The sequence below is a fragment of the Phragmitibacter flavus genome, from assembly GCF_005780165.1.
Lineage (GTDB): Bacteria > Verrucomicrobiota > Verrucomicrobiia > Verrucomicrobiales > Verrucomicrobiaceae > Phragmitibacter > Phragmitibacter flavus.
In genome coordinates this window covers 216,964-232,295 of the sequence record NZ_VAUV01000003.1, presented here as the reverse complement: position 1 = coordinate 232,295, position 15,332 = coordinate 216,964, and the positions used below count along the sequence as shown (strand labels likewise).

General features: G+C 58.6%; 10 protein-coding genes. 5 read left to right on the top strand and 5 right to left on the bottom strand.

Annotation, left to right across the window (positions count from 1 at the left end; all coding sequences use genetic code 11):
* Positions 1-11 precede the first annotated feature (11 nt).
* From FEM03_RS04380 to proC, 4 genes are read right to left on the bottom strand one after another with little or no spacing between them, the layout of a single operon-like run.
* Positions 12-2,495, bottom strand: a complete 2,484-nt coding sequence (locus FEM03_RS04380; protein ID WP_138084972.1) for a ligase-associated DNA damage response DEXH box helicase — start codon at positions 2,493-2,495, stop codon at positions 12-14.
* Positions 2,492-4,036: a cryptochrome/photolyase family protein gene (locus tag FEM03_RS04375; protein WP_138084971.1), complete on the bottom strand. Its 1,545-nt coding sequence runs from the start codon at positions 4,034-4,036 to the stop codon at positions 2,492-2,494. The genes FEM03_RS04380 and FEM03_RS04375 overlap by 4 nt, the downstream gene beginning before the upstream one ends.
* Positions 4,037-4,077: 41 nt before the next feature.
* On the bottom strand, positions 4,078-5,418 hold the full coding sequence (locus FEM03_RS04370; RefSeq protein WP_138084970.1) for a hypothetical protein: 1,341 nt from the start codon (positions 5,416-5,418) through the stop codon (positions 4,078-4,080).
* A gap of 55 nt (positions 5,419-5,473) precedes the next feature.
* Positions 5,474-6,274, bottom strand: coding sequence for a pyrroline-5-carboxylate reductase (proC, locus tag FEM03_RS04365; protein ID WP_138084969.1), 801 nt, complete (start codon positions 6,272-6,274; stop codon positions 5,474-5,476).
* 167 nt (positions 6,275-6,441) lie between these two features.
* Here proC and FEM03_RS04360 point away from each other — a divergent pair, with 167 nt between their 5' ends.
* From FEM03_RS04360 to lnt, 5 genes are all read left to right on the top strand, one after another.
* Positions 6,442-6,876 (top strand): Fur family transcriptional regulator, encoded by a 435-nt coding sequence (locus FEM03_RS04360; protein ID WP_138084968.1) that lies wholly within the window; start codon positions 6,442-6,444, stop codon positions 6,874-6,876.
* 43 nt (positions 6,877-6,919) lie between these two features.
* Positions 6,920-7,678 (top strand): Fe-S cluster assembly ATPase SufC, encoded by a 759-nt coding sequence (gene sufC, locus FEM03_RS04355; protein WP_138084967.1) that lies wholly within the window; start codon positions 6,920-6,922, stop codon positions 7,676-7,678.
* Between the two features lie 25 nt (positions 7,679-7,703).
* Positions 7,704-9,119: a Fe-S cluster assembly protein SufB gene (sufB, locus tag FEM03_RS04350; RefSeq protein WP_138084966.1), complete on the top strand. Its 1,416-nt coding sequence runs from the start codon at positions 7,704-7,706 to the stop codon at positions 9,117-9,119.
* Positions 9,120-9,197: 78 nt separating this feature from the next.
* The gene (locus FEM03_RS04345; RefSeq protein WP_138084965.1) at positions 9,198-10,517 is read left to right on the top strand and encodes a SufB/SufD family protein; all 1,320 of its coding nucleotides are present in this window, start codon (positions 9,198-9,200) and stop codon (positions 10,515-10,517) included.
* A 61-nt stretch (positions 10,518-10,578) separates the two neighbouring features.
* Positions 10,579-12,264, top strand: coding sequence for an apolipoprotein N-acyltransferase (lnt, locus tag FEM03_RS04340; protein WP_138084964.1), 1,686 nt, complete (start codon positions 10,579-10,581; stop codon positions 12,262-12,264).
* Here the strand turns inward: lnt and FEM03_RS04335 are convergent.
* Positions 12,261-15,305 (bottom strand): DUF7133 domain-containing protein, encoded by a 3,045-nt coding sequence (locus FEM03_RS04335; RefSeq protein ID WP_138084963.1) that lies wholly within the window; start codon positions 15,303-15,305, stop codon positions 12,261-12,263. The genes lnt and FEM03_RS04335 overlap by 4 nt on opposite strands.
* Positions 15,306-15,332: the final 27 nt, after the last annotated feature.

The window sequence follows — 15,332 nt, the reverse complement described above, 5'->3', positions numbered from 1 at the left end:
GAGATTGAGTTTTATGAAGTGGATTCGAGTTGTTCGGCCATGCGGCGGACGCGGTCGGACCAGGCTTCGGTGCTGACTTGACCTTGGATCCACATGGTCCACAAGGGGAAGGAGAGGGGGGTGAGGCGTTCGGTGGGGATGGGGATGACTTTCATGGTCTGGATGGCGCGCAGGGTTTGGGTAAGGCGGTGTTCGTCGAGCTGGTATTGGAGGACTTCGCGGCGGGCCTGGTTGAGGAGGAGGTTGTCGGGGTCGTAGCGGGTGAAGACGTCGAAGAAGAGGCCGCTGGAGGCTTGGATCTGGCGGGTGCTTTTGCTGGCTCCGGGGTAGCCTTGAAAGATGAGGCCGGCGATGCGGGCGATTTCGCGGAATTTGCGTTTGGTGAGTTCGCCGGAGTTGAGGCAGGCGAGGAGGTCATCAAGGAGGTGGTCGGGTGAGAGGAGGTTTTGCCAGCCGGATGGGTCGAGTTCGACGGGGGTGGGGGTGGTCATGCAGAAGCCGTAGTCGTTCATGGTGAGGGTGATGGAACGGGGGGCATCGCGGCTGAGGCGGAAGGCGGTGAGGGAGGCGAGGCCTTCGTGGGCGAGTCGACCGGCGAAGGGGTAGATGAAGTAGTGGTGGCCTTCGCGGGTGTGGGCGGATTCGATGAGGAGTTCGTCGGGATTGGGGATGAGGGAGTCGCGGGCCTGGAGTTCGAGGACGGGTTTGACGGAGGTCATTTCGGGTCCGTGGAAGTGGCCGAGGCGGGCTTCGGCGAGTTTGGCGCGGACGGCGGTGGCGAGCTGGGAGGAGAGGGGCATGTGTCCGCCCATCCACTGGGGGACGAGGCGGGAGGCTTTTTGGGAACGGCGCACGATGGCGGCCATGTCGCGAACGCGGACGAGTTCGACGCGGTGGCCGGCGAAGGAGAAGGGGTCGCCGGGTTTGAGCCGGGCGATGAAGGATTCTTCGAGGCTGCCGAGGTAGGCACCGTTTTGGAGTTTGACGGTGATCATGGCGTCGCTGGTGATGGTGCCGACGGACATGCGGTGGAAGCGGGCGATGTGGGGTTCGGTGACGAGGTGGAGGCCGTCGGTGTTTTTTTGGACGCGTTTGAATTGAGGGTAGGCGCGCAGGGCGTTGCCGCCGCGGACGACGAAGTCGAGGGTCCATTGCCAGTCGCGGTCGCTGAGGTGGCGGTAGGCGTGGGTGCTGCGGATTTCGGCGAGGGTTTCGGGTTCGGTAAAACCGCCGCCAAGGGCGAGGGTGACGAGGTGCTGGGCGAGGAGGTCGAGGGGGGCGGTGAGGGGGTCGCGTGATTCGATTTGGCCGAGGCTGATGGCGTCGCGGATGGCGGCGAATTCGACGAGTTCCATGGCGTGGGCGGGGACGCAGAAGATGCGGCTGGTGGCACCGGGCTGGTGGCCGCTGCGCCCGGCGCGCTGGAGGAGGCGGGCGATGCCTTTGGGGCCGCCGATTTGGATGACTTGTTCGACGGGGGAGAAGTCGACGCCGAGGTCGAGGCTGCCGGTGCAGACGACGCAGAGGATGTCGCCGGAGCGGAGGCGGATTTCGGTTTTTTCGCGTTCGGAGCGGTCGATGGAGCCGTGGTGGAGGGCGATTTTGTCGGCCCAATCGGGTCGGGCGTTAAGGAGGGCCTGGAACCAGATTTCGGATTGGGAGCGGGTGTTGGTGAAGAGGAGGGTGGTTTGTTTTTTTTCGATTTGGGCGATGACGTTTTTGAGAAGGTGGAGGCCGACGTGGCCGGACCAGGGGAAGGACTCGGTGCGGGTGGGGAGGAGGGTTTTTAGCTCGAATTTTTTGGGGATTTGGGCGGAGATGAGGGTGGTTTTTTCGGGGGGGAGGTTGGGGCCAGTGAGGACTTCGAGGGCTTGGGGGAGGTTTCCGAGGGTGGCGGAGAGGCCCCAGGTGCGGAGGTTGGGTTGCCAGCGGCGCAGGCGGGCGAGGCAGAGTTCGGTTTGGACGCCACGTTTGGAGCTGAGGAGTTCGTGCCACTCGTCGATGATGACGGCTTGCAGGGTGGCGAATTTTTCCCGGAGGTCGGGGTAGCTGAGGAGGAGGGAGAGGCTTTCGGGAGTGGTGACGAGGCAGGTGGGGAAGTGTTTGCGCTGGCGTTGGCGGGCGGCGGATTTGGTGTCGCCGGTGCGGAGTTCGACGGTCCAGGGGAGGCGGAGGTCGCGAATGGGCAGTTGGAGGGATTCGACGGTGTCGTTGGCCAAGGCGCGGAGGGGGGTGATCCAGAGGACGCGGAGGGGTTCGGGGGAGGAAATTTTGGGCCAGGTGGTGGGGTCGGGGTTTTGCTGGAGCCAGTCGAGGATAGGGCCGCCCCAGACGGCGTAGGTTTTGCCGAGGCCGGTGGGGGCGTGGACGAGGCCGCTTTTGCCGTTGAGATAGGCGCTCCAGGTTTGTTGCTGGAAGGGGAAGGGTTTCCAGCGTTGGGTTTTGAACCAGTGGAGCCAGGGGTCTTTGGGTGGTTTGATTTTCTTGGTGGTCATTCGGGGACAGGGACCCAGGTTTTGAGGAAGGTGGTGGCGGAGTCGCGCACGGCCTGCTGGTCTTTTGGGGGGCGTTTGAGCCAGTTTTTGACGGGCATGCTGGTGCGGGGGTTGTTGTTGAAGCGGTCGGCGTGTTGGTCGTAGAAATTCCAGTAGAGGTAGTTGAAGGGGCAGGCTTGGGGGCCGGTTTTGAGTTTGGGGTCGAACTGGCAGGAGGGGCAATAATCGCTCATGCGGTTGATGTAAGCAGAGCCTGCGGCGTAGGGTTTGGTGGTGATGAGTCCGCCATCGGCGTGGCAGATCATGCCGACGACATTGGCGGCCATGACCCATTCGTTGGCGTCGACATACATTTCGGTGAACCAACGCAGGGTTTGGTCGGGGCGGATTCCTGCGAGGAGGCAGAAGTTGCCGAGGATCATGAGGCGCTGGATGTGGTGGTTCCAGCCGGTGTCGATGACTTGATGGAGGACGTGGTTGAGGCAGCTCATGGGGACGTTGCCGTGGTAGAACCAGTCGGGGAGGGGGCGGTGGGCGTGGAGGGCGTTTTCTTTGGCGTAGTCTGGTCCGCGCAGCCAGTAGATGCCGTTGATGTATTCGCGCCAGCCGATGATCTGGCGGACGAAACCTTCGACGGCGGGGAGGGGGGCGTGGCCGTTTTCATAAGCGGTGATGGCTTTTTCGGCGCATTCCTGGGGGGTGAGGAGGCCGAGGTTGATGAGGGGGGAGATGAGGGAGTGGAAGAGGACGGGTTCGGTGCTGACCATGAGGTCTTCGTAGTCGCCGAAGGTGGGGAGGCGGTGGGTGATGAAGTTGTCGAGCCACTTCAGAGCGTGGTGGCGGTCGACGGGGAGGGAGAAATTTTCGGTGGTGCCGGGGTTGTCGGCGAATTCGGTGTCGATGAGCGCGGCGACTTCGCGGGTGATGGTGTCGGGTTTGAGGGCGGGGATGGGGGTGGTGGGGCGTCCGGCTTTGTGCCAGTCGGAGAAGGTTTTGCGATTGTCGTGATCGAAGTTCCACTGGCCGCCGACGGGTTCGCCATTTTTCTGCATGAGGTAGCAGGTTTGTTTGCGCAGGCGGCGGTAGTGATCCTCCATGAGCAGGCGTTTGCGTGGGCTGGCCCAGGCGAGGAAGTCGGCGCGAGGGCAGAGGAATTGTTGGGTGGGGAGGAGGGTGAGGTCGGTGTTGAGTTTGCGTGCGAGTTTTTTGAGGGCGGTGGTTTCGATGAAGGAGTTGGGTTCGGTGAGCTGGATGGAGGTGGGGTGATGGGTTTCGAGGTGGCGTTTGAGGCCGGATTCGAAGTCGGGGGTGTCGGTGAGAAGGTGGTAGTCGACGGTCCATCCGGCCTGACGCAGATCGTTGGCGAAATGGCGCATGGCGGAGTAGACGAGGAGGAGCTTCTTTTTGTGATAGTGTCGAAGGGCTCCGCGGGCTTTGGATTCGATCATGAGCACCACGGCCGATGCGGGATCGGCGGCGGTGAGGGCGGCGTTGTTGGGCGAGAGTTGATCGCCGAGGACCCAGATGGTTTGGGTGTGCATCAGGGGTGATACGTGCGGGCTGGGGTGGGGGGATGTGCGTGTCAGGGGTTGGAACGTGGAGTAAATGTTTTTTGGCGAAACGCGATGGCTTCGGCTCCCCACCAGTAAAACATGCCGAAGTCGGGGCCTTTAAAGGCGAGGGGCTGTTTGAAAGAGCCGTTGTTATCGGCTTGGTCGGCTGAGATGCTGTAGATACGTTGGGTGATGGGGTTCCAGCGCAGTGGCTGGTTGTCAAAGGGGTCGAGGGGAATTTGAGGAATGTAGGCGGGGATCAGTTCGGTGAGGGAAGAGGGAAGTTTTTGGTGGTCGAGTTCGTGGCGGCGTATAGCGAGCATGAGGCGGGTGATGCGAAAATAGGTCATCGAGTGCAGGGCTCCGGTGCCGACTCGGTCTATTGCGGCAATGTTAAACATCGAACGTCCATAGCCTGTGGCGTTGGGGTTGAAACGAGAGAACCATGGTTGTTCATCCCAGTCTTCAGTAGCCTGACGATAATGCTGTTGGGCGGCTAATATGGCCGGGCCACTTTCGTTAAGTGCATCGAGAAAGGGGTGGAGAAGAGAGAGTTCGAAGCGGAGGGTGCGATTTTTTCTTAATTGCCAATGTGAATTGGCGTTTTGGGCGAGGAAGAGGTCCAACATTGATTTTGTATCAAGGTGGGAGATTTTCAGCGATAGCTGGAGATCTTGAACTGAGGGTTCGAGAACTTGAAGGAAGTCATTTGCAGCGCGTAGTGGTTGTGGATCGGAGCACGTGGCAAGGCTGTGCTCCAAAAGTTGAAGTCCCAAGTGTTGTTGGGTTATGCCGACCAACCAATACATGATGCCACCTTGTGTTTGTGTGATGCCTTTGCCGAAGCGGATGAGTTGCTGGGCTAGATTGGTGGCTTGGACGTGGTCACCTTGACGAATCAGGAGATGACCTTTCATGCGGATGAGACGGGAAATATCCTGCAATCGAATGAGGAAGGTGTTATCGCTTTCGGTGGTGCTTTGCAGGCTACTAAACTGGAGTGGAGAGCGCCAAGTGGCGGGATCACTCAACATGAGATTGTCCCAAGCGTTGATAAAGGCGGTGTTCTTGGCGAGGTGGCGTTTTTGTTCGTCTTCAGTGCCTATGGTGAGAGCGAGGGCCTCAAATGAGATTTCCGAGTCGACTAACAGTGACTCGGATCCTTCGATGAAGCGGATGAGGGGGTTTTGGGGGCCGCCGCCGGGGGTGAAGGTGGGGGTGATGGCTGCGTCGTCGGGAGGGGGGTCGTCGTGCAGGAAGGCGTAGGCAAGAGTGACGAGCAGCCCGATGGCGGTGGTGATGATGAACCAGCGCCAGCGTTGGCGATCACGATGCTTTTCGGCTTCGATGCTGGCGAGCAGGTCGGACATGACCTTGGATGGAGAGAGGAAATGAAAGGCCCGGGACGGGCCTTCTACTTTTATTTTAGCCGGCGAGTTCGCGGCTGCGTTCGGTGGCTTTGCGGACGGCTTGGAGGAGGGCGTTGCGGAGGCCGTGTTTTTCGAGTTGTTCGAGGCCGGCGATGGTGGTGCCGCCGGGACTGGTGACGGCGTCACGCAAGGATGCCGGGTGCTGGGCGGTGTCGATGACCATCTGGGCGGCACCGACAACGGTTTGGGCGGCGGCGCGCAAGGCGGCGTCGCGGGGCAGGCCCATGAGGACGCCGCCATCGGCGAGGGCTTCGATGATGGTGAAGACGTAGGCGGGGCCGCTGCCGCTGAGGCCGGTGATGGAATCGAGGAGGTATTCGGGCACTTCATCGACGAGGCCGACGGCACCGAGGAGGTCGCGGGCGATCTGGGCGTCGGAGTCGGTCGCGGTGCTGCCTTTGGCGAACGCGCTGTAACCTTTGCCGATTTGCGCGGGGGTGTTGGGCATGGAGCGAATGACGCGGGCTTTGGGACCGGACCAGTCCTGCAGTTGTTTAAGGGTGATACCGGCGGCGATGGAGAGCCAGAGAGGGGATTTTTTGAGGGAGGCGCAGTTTTCGAGAAGGGGACGGATGTCCTTGGGTTTGACGGCGAGGATGACGACGTCGGCCTGGGGGGCGAGTTCGGCGGCGTCGGAAACGACGATAAGGGAAGGATGCCGATTTTTGAGCTGCATGGCGGCGGTCGCGTAGGCGTCGCAGATGAGCACATCTTCAGGTTTGACCAATCCGGCTGCGAGCACGCCGTTTAGCAATGCCGAGCCCATTTTTCCACAGCCGATGAGTCCAAGTTTCATGATTTGGGGGTGAGCATAGCGGGAACAGGGGGATTGGGAATTTGAAATTCGCGGGAGGGGCTTGGGAAAGTGAGATTATTTGCAGAGATTAGATTTAGAATCATTCTTGATTGTCTTCTGAATCGTTTTATAGTGAGGGGCTCAGGCTTCCACCATTCCTCACTCACATGAAACTCAACGATCCTACCTCTCACGAGACTGCGATGCCGGCTGATCTACGCATGACGCCGCAGCGGCGACAGGTGCTGGATGTCTTGCAGGAGTCCTGCGATCATCCCACGGCCATCGAAGTTTTTATGCGGGCCAAAGAGCGCATCCCGGGCATTTCGCTGGCGACGGTTTACAATTGTTTGGAGACGCTGACGGAGCATGCACTGATCCGTCAGGTCAACATTGAGCGGGCTTCCTCGCGGTTTTGCGCAAACCTTCAGGAGCATGTGCATTTCCATTGTGAGGGCTGCGGGCTGGTGATTGATGCACCGCCGATGGAGGTCATTGAGGCCAAAAAACTTTGGCGTCTGCCTGAAGGCGTGACGGTGACCGGTCTCGATGTGGCGATCCGTGGTCGCTGTCCTGAATGCACCAAAAAAACCCACGCCTAGTTCGCTCAACTCTCCTTTTCTTTCTTTATCTCTTTCCCATACCATGAGTCTTAAAATCGACAACCTGCACGCAAGCATCCCTGGCCGCGAAATTCTGCGCGGATTTACCCTTGAAGTGAAACCCGGCGAAGTTCACGCCATCATGGGGCCAAACGGTTCCGGCAAAAGCACCTTGAGCAAAGTTCTTTGCGGGCATGAAGATTATGAAGTGAACAGTGGCAGCATCACGATGGATGGAGTCGATATCTTGGAGATGGAAGTTGATGAGCGGTCACGTGCCGGATTGTTTCTGGCGTTTCAATATCCGTTTGAGATCCCAGGTGTCAGCAATGCGAACTTCATCCGTGCGGCGCTGCAGGCGCGTTTGCCAAAGGGCGATGAATTGGATGCGGTGGGTTATTACAAGAAACTTTATCAGCGCATGGATCAGTTGGAAATGAACCGCTCGTTTACCTCCCGCAGTGTGAATGAAGGATTCTCCGGCGGTGAGAAAAAGCGCAACGAAATTTTGCAAATGATGATGCTGGAACCCAAGTATGTGGTGATGGATGAGACCGATTCCGGACTCGACATTGATGCGCTGAAAGTGGTTTCACGCGGGGTAAATGCGATGCGTTCTGAGGAACGTGGATTCCTTGTCATCACCCATTACCAGCGTCTGCTGGATTACATCAAACCCGACATCGTTCACGTGATGGTGGACGGTCGCATTGTGCACAGCGGTGGACCGGAACTGGCGCTCGAACTGGAAGCCAAAGGATACGAATGGGCTCGCGAAGAGCTGGCCGCTGCGGTGGCCTGAGATAGAAACTTAACTGGATACGATCATGACTACTGAAGAAGAAGAAATCGCCGACATCAAGGTCGACTCCGTTGGGGATTTTTATTTTCCCGAGGTGCACAAGTATGACGCCGGATTCGGCGTGGGCGAAAAGACGGTCGACTACATTGCCGACGTCAAAAACGATCCTGACTGGGTGCGTGAATTTCGCAAAAAGGGGCTGGAGATTTTCAACTCCAAACCGATGCCGACGCATTGGGCGACCAAGGACTTGGAGAACATCAAGTTTGATGAGTTCCGTTATTACCTGTCCTCCGGTGAAAAGCCGAAGCGCAGTTGGGATGACGTGCCTGAAGATGTGAAGCGCACCTTCGACCGTTTGGGGATTCCTGAGCAGGAGCGCAAGTTCCTTGCTGGCGTGGAAGCTCAATACGACTCCGAGGCGGCTTACTCCAACATCAAGGCGGCAGTGGAAGAGCAGGGCGTTATCTTCGTCAATAGTGCTGAAGGCCTGGCGAAGTATCCAGAAATTTTCCGGCCCTGGTTCGGGAAAGTGATCCCCTCCAGCGACAACAAATTCAGCGCGTTGAACAGCGCAGTGTTTTCCGGTGGGTCGTTCATTTACATTCCGAAGGGCGTGAAAGTGAAACATCCTTTACAGGCTTATTTCCGCATCAACTCCGAACAGTTCGGTCAGTTTGAGCGCACGCTCATCATCGCCGATGAAGGGGCTGAAGTGATGTATATGGAAGGTTGCACGGCACCGAAGTTTGAGACTTCAACCTTGCACAGCGCGGTGGTGGAGTTGGTGGCCTTGAAAGGTGCCAAGATCCAATACGTGACGGTGCAAAACTGGAGCAGCAACGTGTTTAACCTGGTGACCAAACGTGGCATCGCCATGGAAGATGCGGAAGTGCGCTGGATTGATTGCAACATCGGCAGCCGGCTGACGATGAAGTATCCCGGCGTGATCATGAAAGGCAAACGTGCGCGTGGCGAAGTGATCAGCATCGCCCTCGCGAACAGTGGTCAGCATCAGGACACCGGTGCCAAGATGGTGCATGCGGCGGATGACACGACGAGCAACATCATTTCCAAATCCATTTCGATTGGTGAAGGTCGTGCCACTTATCGTGGATTGGTGCAGATCCCCAAACACCTGAAGGGTTGCAAGAACAACACCGAGTGTGATGCCTTGTTGATCAACACCAGCAGCCGCACGGATACCTATCCGGCGATCAATGTGAAGGGCAACCAACACGCGACGCAGCATGAAGCGAGCGTCAGCCAGGTAAGTTCCGAGCAGATCTTTTACATGCAGCAGCGTGGACTTAGTGAAGCGGAGGCGATGAGCCTTAGCGTCAATGGTTTCATCAACGATCTGGTGCGCGAATTCCCGATGGAATACAGCGTGGAGCTGAAGCGACTGATTGATCTGGAGATGGAAGGTTCCGTTGGTTAACCAACCCCATCCTGCTTGCCTGCGTGCCGTGCTAGTTCATAACATCTGACCCATTTATCTTTTTTGCCTCCCTCTTACATGTCCACCGTTACCGAGCCACAACCGGAAACTCCTTCATCCGCCGATCAGCTGCACCTGGAGCCGGATTTTAATCGACTTAATGAAGCCCCTGTCTGGTTCCAGCAGCGGGTGCGCAGTGCTTGGGAGGTGTATCTGGCGACACCCGTGCCTGCCGCGAAGACGGAGACCTGGCGTTACTCGAATGCCCGGCGCATTCAGCTTGATGGGTTGCATCTGGCGAAAGAGGCCGGTGCTGAAGATCAGCAGCGTGCGGTATTGCTCTCGCAAGGGATTTCCAAATTGGGAGCCAAGCTGGTGTTTCTCAATGATCGTCTTGTTCATGCTTCGGCCGACGCTTTGGCGCTTGGTGTGCAATGCCTTCCATTTGCGGAAGCGCTGCGCACGCATGGGGATGTCCTGGAGCAGTATTTGATGAAGCGTGAATCGGCTCTTGGTTCAACCAAGTTTGCGGCGCTGCATCTGGCTCATGTGAAGGCCGGGGCGGTGGTTTTGGTTCCCAAAAACACGGTGCAGGAACTTCCGATTGAAATCTATCATTGGGTCAGTGGTGAGAATGCCGTGACTTTCCCGCATACGTTGATTGTGGCAGGTGAACAGTCGCGTGTCACGGTGGTGGATCATCACGGCTCATTGAATCAGGAACATGCGCAGAGCATTGCGGTGGCCGATCTGGTGGCCGGACCAAGCAGCCGCATTCAGTATATCAATGTTCAGGAGATGGCGGACAAAGCCAATGCGCTGCATATCTCATCGACGTCGGTGGGCAAGAATGCTGAAGTGCAGGCGCTTCAATTGCAGCTCGGCGCGGCGTTTGCGCGCAGCGAAAGCGTCAGTGATCTGGTGGGTGAACATTCGCGCAGCGAGATGTTTGCAGTGACTCTCCCGGTGAATGACCAGGTGGTCGACATGCGCACGTTGCAGAATCATTTGGCCCCACACAGCTTCAGTGATCTGCTTTACAAAAATTCTCTGGCTGATAATTCCCGCTCGATTTTTTCGGGACTGATACAGGTGGCGGAAGGTGCGCATTACACCGATGCCTACCAGAAATGTCGCAACTTGTTGAACAGCGAAGAGTGTGAGGCGGTGTCAATGCCCGGTCTGGAGATCAATGCGGATCAGGTGAAGTGCAGTCACGGTGCCACCAGCGCCCCGATCAGCGAGGATGAGTTGTTTTATCTCAAAGCGCGCGGCATTGCGGATCGTGAATCGCGCCGGTTGATCGAGCTGGGTTTCCTTGAAGATGTGATTTCCCGTCTCGGTGATGAAGCGTTGATTGAAGATCTGGATCGGCGCATTGAGGCGAAGCACGGTTGAAGGCTTGAATGGCAGATGCCTTCGCTTGCCCTTGGGTGGGTTTGCGGGCAGGATACGCGGCTTGAAATATCTCCGACCATTTTTAGCGGTTGTCAGTGGGGTGACGCTGACGTTTGCGTATCCGAACTGGAATGTGGGCATCGTCGTGTGGGTATGGATGCTGCCGCTGTTGTTTGCGTTGTGGTGGGGGGATGCCTCTTCTTCATCTTCCAAGGACAAAAAACCCTGGCGGCGGGGATTTGGCTTGGGGTATCTGGCGGGGCTGGCGTTTTTTATTCCGAATCTGGCTTGGGTGCGGCATTCATCGAGGGTGATTCATGGCGCGATGGATCATTCGTGGGTGGGGTGGGGACCTGAGCTGTTGGGGGCGGGGGCGGTGTTAGGATTGGGCGCTTACTTGTCGGTTTATTGGGGGATTTGGGGGGCGTTGGCGGTGACGATTGGGAGGCCCAAGTTGGAGGAGGCGAGGGATGAGGGGCGACGCAAGTGGGTGAGTTTGTCGTTTGCTTCGATTCGTTGTGGACTGGTTTGCGCGGCGGCGTGGGTGGCTTGTGAGTGGCTGCGTGGGGTGGTGTTCACCGGGTTTGGCTGGAATGGCCTGGGGGTGGCGATGCGTCACCATCTGGCGATGATTCAAACGGCGGAGTTCGTCGGGGTGACGGGTCTCTCGTTCCTGCCGGTGTTGGTGGGGTGCATCGGTTATACGACGGTGGTGCGGTTTCGCATCGAAGCGGGTCAGCGGGGGGCGCGTCCGCATCTGGATTTCTTCTTTGCGGCGTTTCTGGTGATTGCCAACTTTTTCTTTGGGGTGAATGTATTGTCGGAAAAGCCGGGGGAGACGGTGAAGGTGCGGACGCTGGTGGTGCAGCAGAACATCCCGCAGGTGGTGCGCTGGACGCCCGGGACCCATGAACAGATTTATCAGGAGATGGGTGAGTTGACGAGGTATGGTCTGATCACTTCCAAACCGGATTTGGTAATCTGGCCGGAGACGTCGCTTTCTTATGCGTTTCATGATCCGAATCATTTCGATTTTCTCAACGCGCTGTTTGAGGATCATCAGTATGCGCTGCTGACAGGAACCGACATTCAGATGCCGAATGAGCCCGGTTACAACGGAGCGGCTTTGATGCAGGGCAGTTTCGAGAATCACGAGCTCTACCGGAAGATTCATCTGGTGCCGTTTGGGGAGTATCTGCCGATGCGTGGAGTGCCGGGGGTGGAGGCATTGCTGGGGGGGATTCTGCCGAGCGATTTTGCCTTTGGGGAATCAACGGAGCCTTTGAAGTTGGAGTTTCCGGCGGGTGGTGGAGTGCAGATCATTCCGCTGATTTGTTTTGAAGATACGGTGGGAAGGCTGGCCAGAAAGTTTGTGAGGGACGCACCACAAATGATCGTGAACATGACCAACGACGGGTGGTTCTTGCAGAGCAACGAGAATGAGGTTCATCTCGCCAATGCGATTTTTCGTTGCGTGGAATTGCGTCGTCCGATGGCCCGTTCCTGCAATACGGGGGTGAGTTGTTTTGTGGATTCCCATGGGAGAATTGCGAAGGCCGACAAGCTTCAGGACCCAAACACCGGGAGTGTGTTCATCAAAGGGTTTTTGCCCAAAGAGGTGGCATTGGAGAAAAATCCGCCCATGACTTTCTATGCGAAACATGGCGACGTATTTTCCATCGCGATGGCTGCAGTCACGGCGCTGCTGGCCTTGATGGGATGGATACGGCGTGGACAAGGACGCTAAGGTTTCATGAGGTAAGCGAAGAGATGGCGGAGGTCTTCGTCGCTCAGGCCTTGGATCAGGCCGGCGGGCATGAGGGAGACGGGGGAGGCGTCGAGGGTTTCGATGTCGTTGTTGGAGATAAGGTGTTTTTGTCCGGCCATGTCGCGCAGGAGAATGCCGGTGGCGTCTTGCTTTTCGAGCATGCCCATGAGCATCTGACCGTTCTTTTGCTTGGCGATGTAGGTGCCGAATCCTTCGCGAATTTCGGCGTTGGGGGCGAGGATGGCGGTGAGCCAGAAGTCGAGATTGCTGCGTTCATAGCCGGTGAGGTCGGGTCCGGCGAGGCCGCCTTCGTTGAAGAGTTTATGGCAGGCGTGGCAGCGCTGCTGGTAGATGAGGTGACCTTGTTTGGGGTTGCCGGGTTGGGCGGTAAGTATGGTTTTGATGCGGGTCATTTCGGTGGCCTGGTCGGCGGCGAGCAGGGTGGTGACGGGGGGCCAGTGTTTGTCGAGTCGGATGGTTAAGGATTCGTCGTTGTAGACGCGCATCTGGTTGACGACGTCGACGGCGACTTCGGTGGGTTTGATGGTGCGGGCATCGAGTTGGTCGAGGAACAGGGTGGATGATTCTTTGCGGCTGGCGAGCATGCGGTGGGCTGCGTCGCGCAGGGCAGGGTCACCGGCGAAGCGGGCTTCGTATCCGGTGAGGACGGTTCTGGCGAGCTCGAGGTCGTCGTAACGGCCGGCGGCGTTGAGGGCGGCGTGTTTGAGGGGGAGGTTGCCGGGAGATTTGAGGAGGGATTGGAGGATTTTTGGGAGGTCGGGATGATTGGCGGCGGCGAGGGCTTCGAGAAGGGCGATGCGTTTTTCGGTGGGGGCTTTTTGATCGGTGATGACGGCGAGAGATTTTTTGATGGCGGTTTTGTCGCCGGTTTTGACAGCGAGCAGGAGGTCATCTTCGACGAGTTTTTTGAGGTGTGCCTGGAGGGGTTCGGCGAGGGCGGGAGGAAGCACTGGCATTTTGGAACCTTGAAAGGCGGAGGCGATGCCTTCGATGACGAGGGTGCGGTCGGTGTCACGTGGGGCGCGTCGGAGCAGGCCGGCGCAGGCGTTGAAGTTGTCGGTGCCTCCGGCGAGAGCCCAGCGGCGGGCGAGGTTTTTGATGGCGTATGATTGGGCAAGCTGGCTGTGCCAGACGGCGGATTCGTCAAAAAGGGCTAGGAGGGGTTCGCGATCGGTTTCGGCTTTGTCTTCGAGAGCCCACCAGAGGAGGAGAGGGATGCGGGGATCGGTGAGGTCCTGATCGCGGGTGAGCATCACGCGCAGGGCGGGGAGGGCGTTGCTGGCGGGCAGACGTTTGAGGCTGCAGAGCAGTTGGGTGCGGACTTCGGGATGGTCTTCGCGCAGGGCGAGTTCGCGGATGGCGGTGGCGATGCGGGGGCTGGTTTGATTGGTGTCGCCGATGCAGCGGATGACCCAGCGGCGGCGGGAGGGGTTGGGGTGGACGAGGAGGTCGAGGGCGAGTTCGTCGCGGAGGCCGCCGAGCATGTGCAGGGCGAAGAGGGAGTCGATGGCGTGGGGATGATTGGGTGAGCGAAGGTGTTTTTCGAGGTCAGGGAGGACCTCGGTGGCGTTGCGCCAGGCGAGTTCGAAGCCGGCCTGACGACGGAACCATTTGTTGGGATGGTTGAGGAGTTTGACGAGGTCGGCGGCGGGGCTGGTGTGGAGATTGAAGGGTTTGCTAGGAGAGGGTTCGGTGTTGGCGCGGACGCGGTAGATGCGACCACTGGTTTTGTGCCAGTCGTCGACAGGGCTGACGTGGCTGAGGCGGGTGTCATACCAGTCGGCCATCCAGATGCCGCCGTCGGGTCCAACTTTGATATCGACGGGACGGAACCAGGAGTCGGTGCTTTTGAGCAAGGGGGCATCGTCTTCGACGCGGAAGGTGGAGCCGGTGGGGATGAGTCGGCTGACGTAGACAAAATTGTGGAGGGAGTTGGGGGCGATGATGCGGTTGCCGAGGAGTTTGGTGAGGGTGGGGTCGCCGCCTTCGTAGATGCAGAAGGCTTGGGAGAAACGTTTGCCGTCGCTTTTGGTTTCGAGGTGGTCGAAGTAGCCGAAGGCGTAGGGGTTGCCGGCGGGGCCGTGTTTGCCGAAGTTTTTGATGCCGCTCATGCCTTGGTCGTAGTGGATGCCGCGGGCGTTGCCGTTGGTGCCGGAGAAGAAGCGGCCGTTGGAATCGATTTCGAGATTGAAGGTGTTGCCGCCGCCTTCGGCATAGACTTCGAAGCGATGGGTCTTGGGGTGAAAGCGCCAGACATGCTGACCTTCAAAGCGGATATTTTTGGTGACACGGCTGCTGATGTTGCAGGTGGTGGTGCTGCCGTTGACGCCGTAGAGCCAGCCGTCGGGGCCGAATTGCAGGCTGTTGGCGACGGCATGGGTGTCTTCGAGGCCGAAGCCGCTGAGAGCGACTTCGGGGTCGCTGTCGGGGATGTCGTCGTGGTTGGCGTCGGGATAAAAGAGCAGGTAGGGCGGGTTGAGGACCCAGATGCCACCGGCTCCCTTGATGGCGGCGGTGGCGATGTTGAGTCCGTCGATGACAACCTTGCGGCTGTCGAACTGGCCGTCGTGGTTGGTGTCTTCGAGAACGATGACCTGATCGGCTCCCTTGACGCCGTGAGGAGGGGGTTGGGGGATGGTGTCGAAGACGGCGCGCAGGTGCTGGTCGTAGCTGGTGATTTTGAGTCCGGCGGGGAACTGGTATTGGCGGTAGAGGGTGACCCAGAGTCGACCGCGCGAGTCCCAACTCAAGTAAAGGGGTTGTTCGACCATGGGTTCGGCAGCCATGAGGTCGAGGGCGAGTCCATCGCGGAGTTGGAAGGAGTCTGGTGCGGCGTCTGGGGGAGTGGGTGGAGTTTCGCCACGCATGACGCCACGGCCTTTGAAGGTTTCCATGACCTTGCGGACCTCGTCATTGGCGGCAGGCGTTGGTGGTTGGGCCTGGAGGAATGGGCTGAAGAGCGTCAGCAGGAGCGGGAGCAGGGAAAGGAGTCGGGACATGGGCTACACGGATACGTGGTTGGGTGG

Bases quoted from the DNA above. Each gene is read 5' to 3' on its own strand.
- FEM03_RS04380 (WP_138084972.1), bottom strand. From the start codon at position 2,495: ATGACCACCAAGAAAATCAAACCACCCAAAGACCCCTGGCTCCACTGG.
- FEM03_RS04375 (WP_138084971.1), bottom strand. From the start codon at position 4,036: ATGCACACCCAAACCATCTGGGTCCTCGGCGATCAACTCTCGCCCAAC.
- FEM03_RS04370 (WP_138084970.1), bottom strand. From the start codon at position 5,418: ATGTCCGACCTGCTCGCCAGCATCGAAGCCGAAAAGCATCGTGATCGC.
- proC (WP_138084969.1), bottom strand. From the start codon at position 6,274: ATGAAACTTGGACTCATCGGCTGTGGAAAAATGGGCTCGGCATTGCTA.
- FEM03_RS04360 (WP_138084968.1), top strand. From the start codon at position 6,442: ATGAAACTCAACGATCCTACCTCTCACGAGACTGCGATGCCGGCTGAT.
- sufC (WP_138084967.1), top strand. From the start codon at position 6,920: ATGAGTCTTAAAATCGACAACCTGCACGCAAGCATCCCTGGCCGCGAA.
- sufB (WP_138084966.1), top strand. From the start codon at position 7,704: ATGACTACTGAAGAAGAAGAAATCGCCGACATCAAGGTCGACTCCGTT.
- FEM03_RS04345 (WP_138084965.1), top strand. From the start codon at position 9,198: ATGTCCACCGTTACCGAGCCACAACCGGAAACTCCTTCATCCGCCGAT.
- FEM03_RS04335 (WP_138084963.1), bottom strand. From the start codon at position 15,305: ATGTCCCGACTCCTTTCCCTGCTCCCGCTCCTGCTGACGCTCTTCAGC.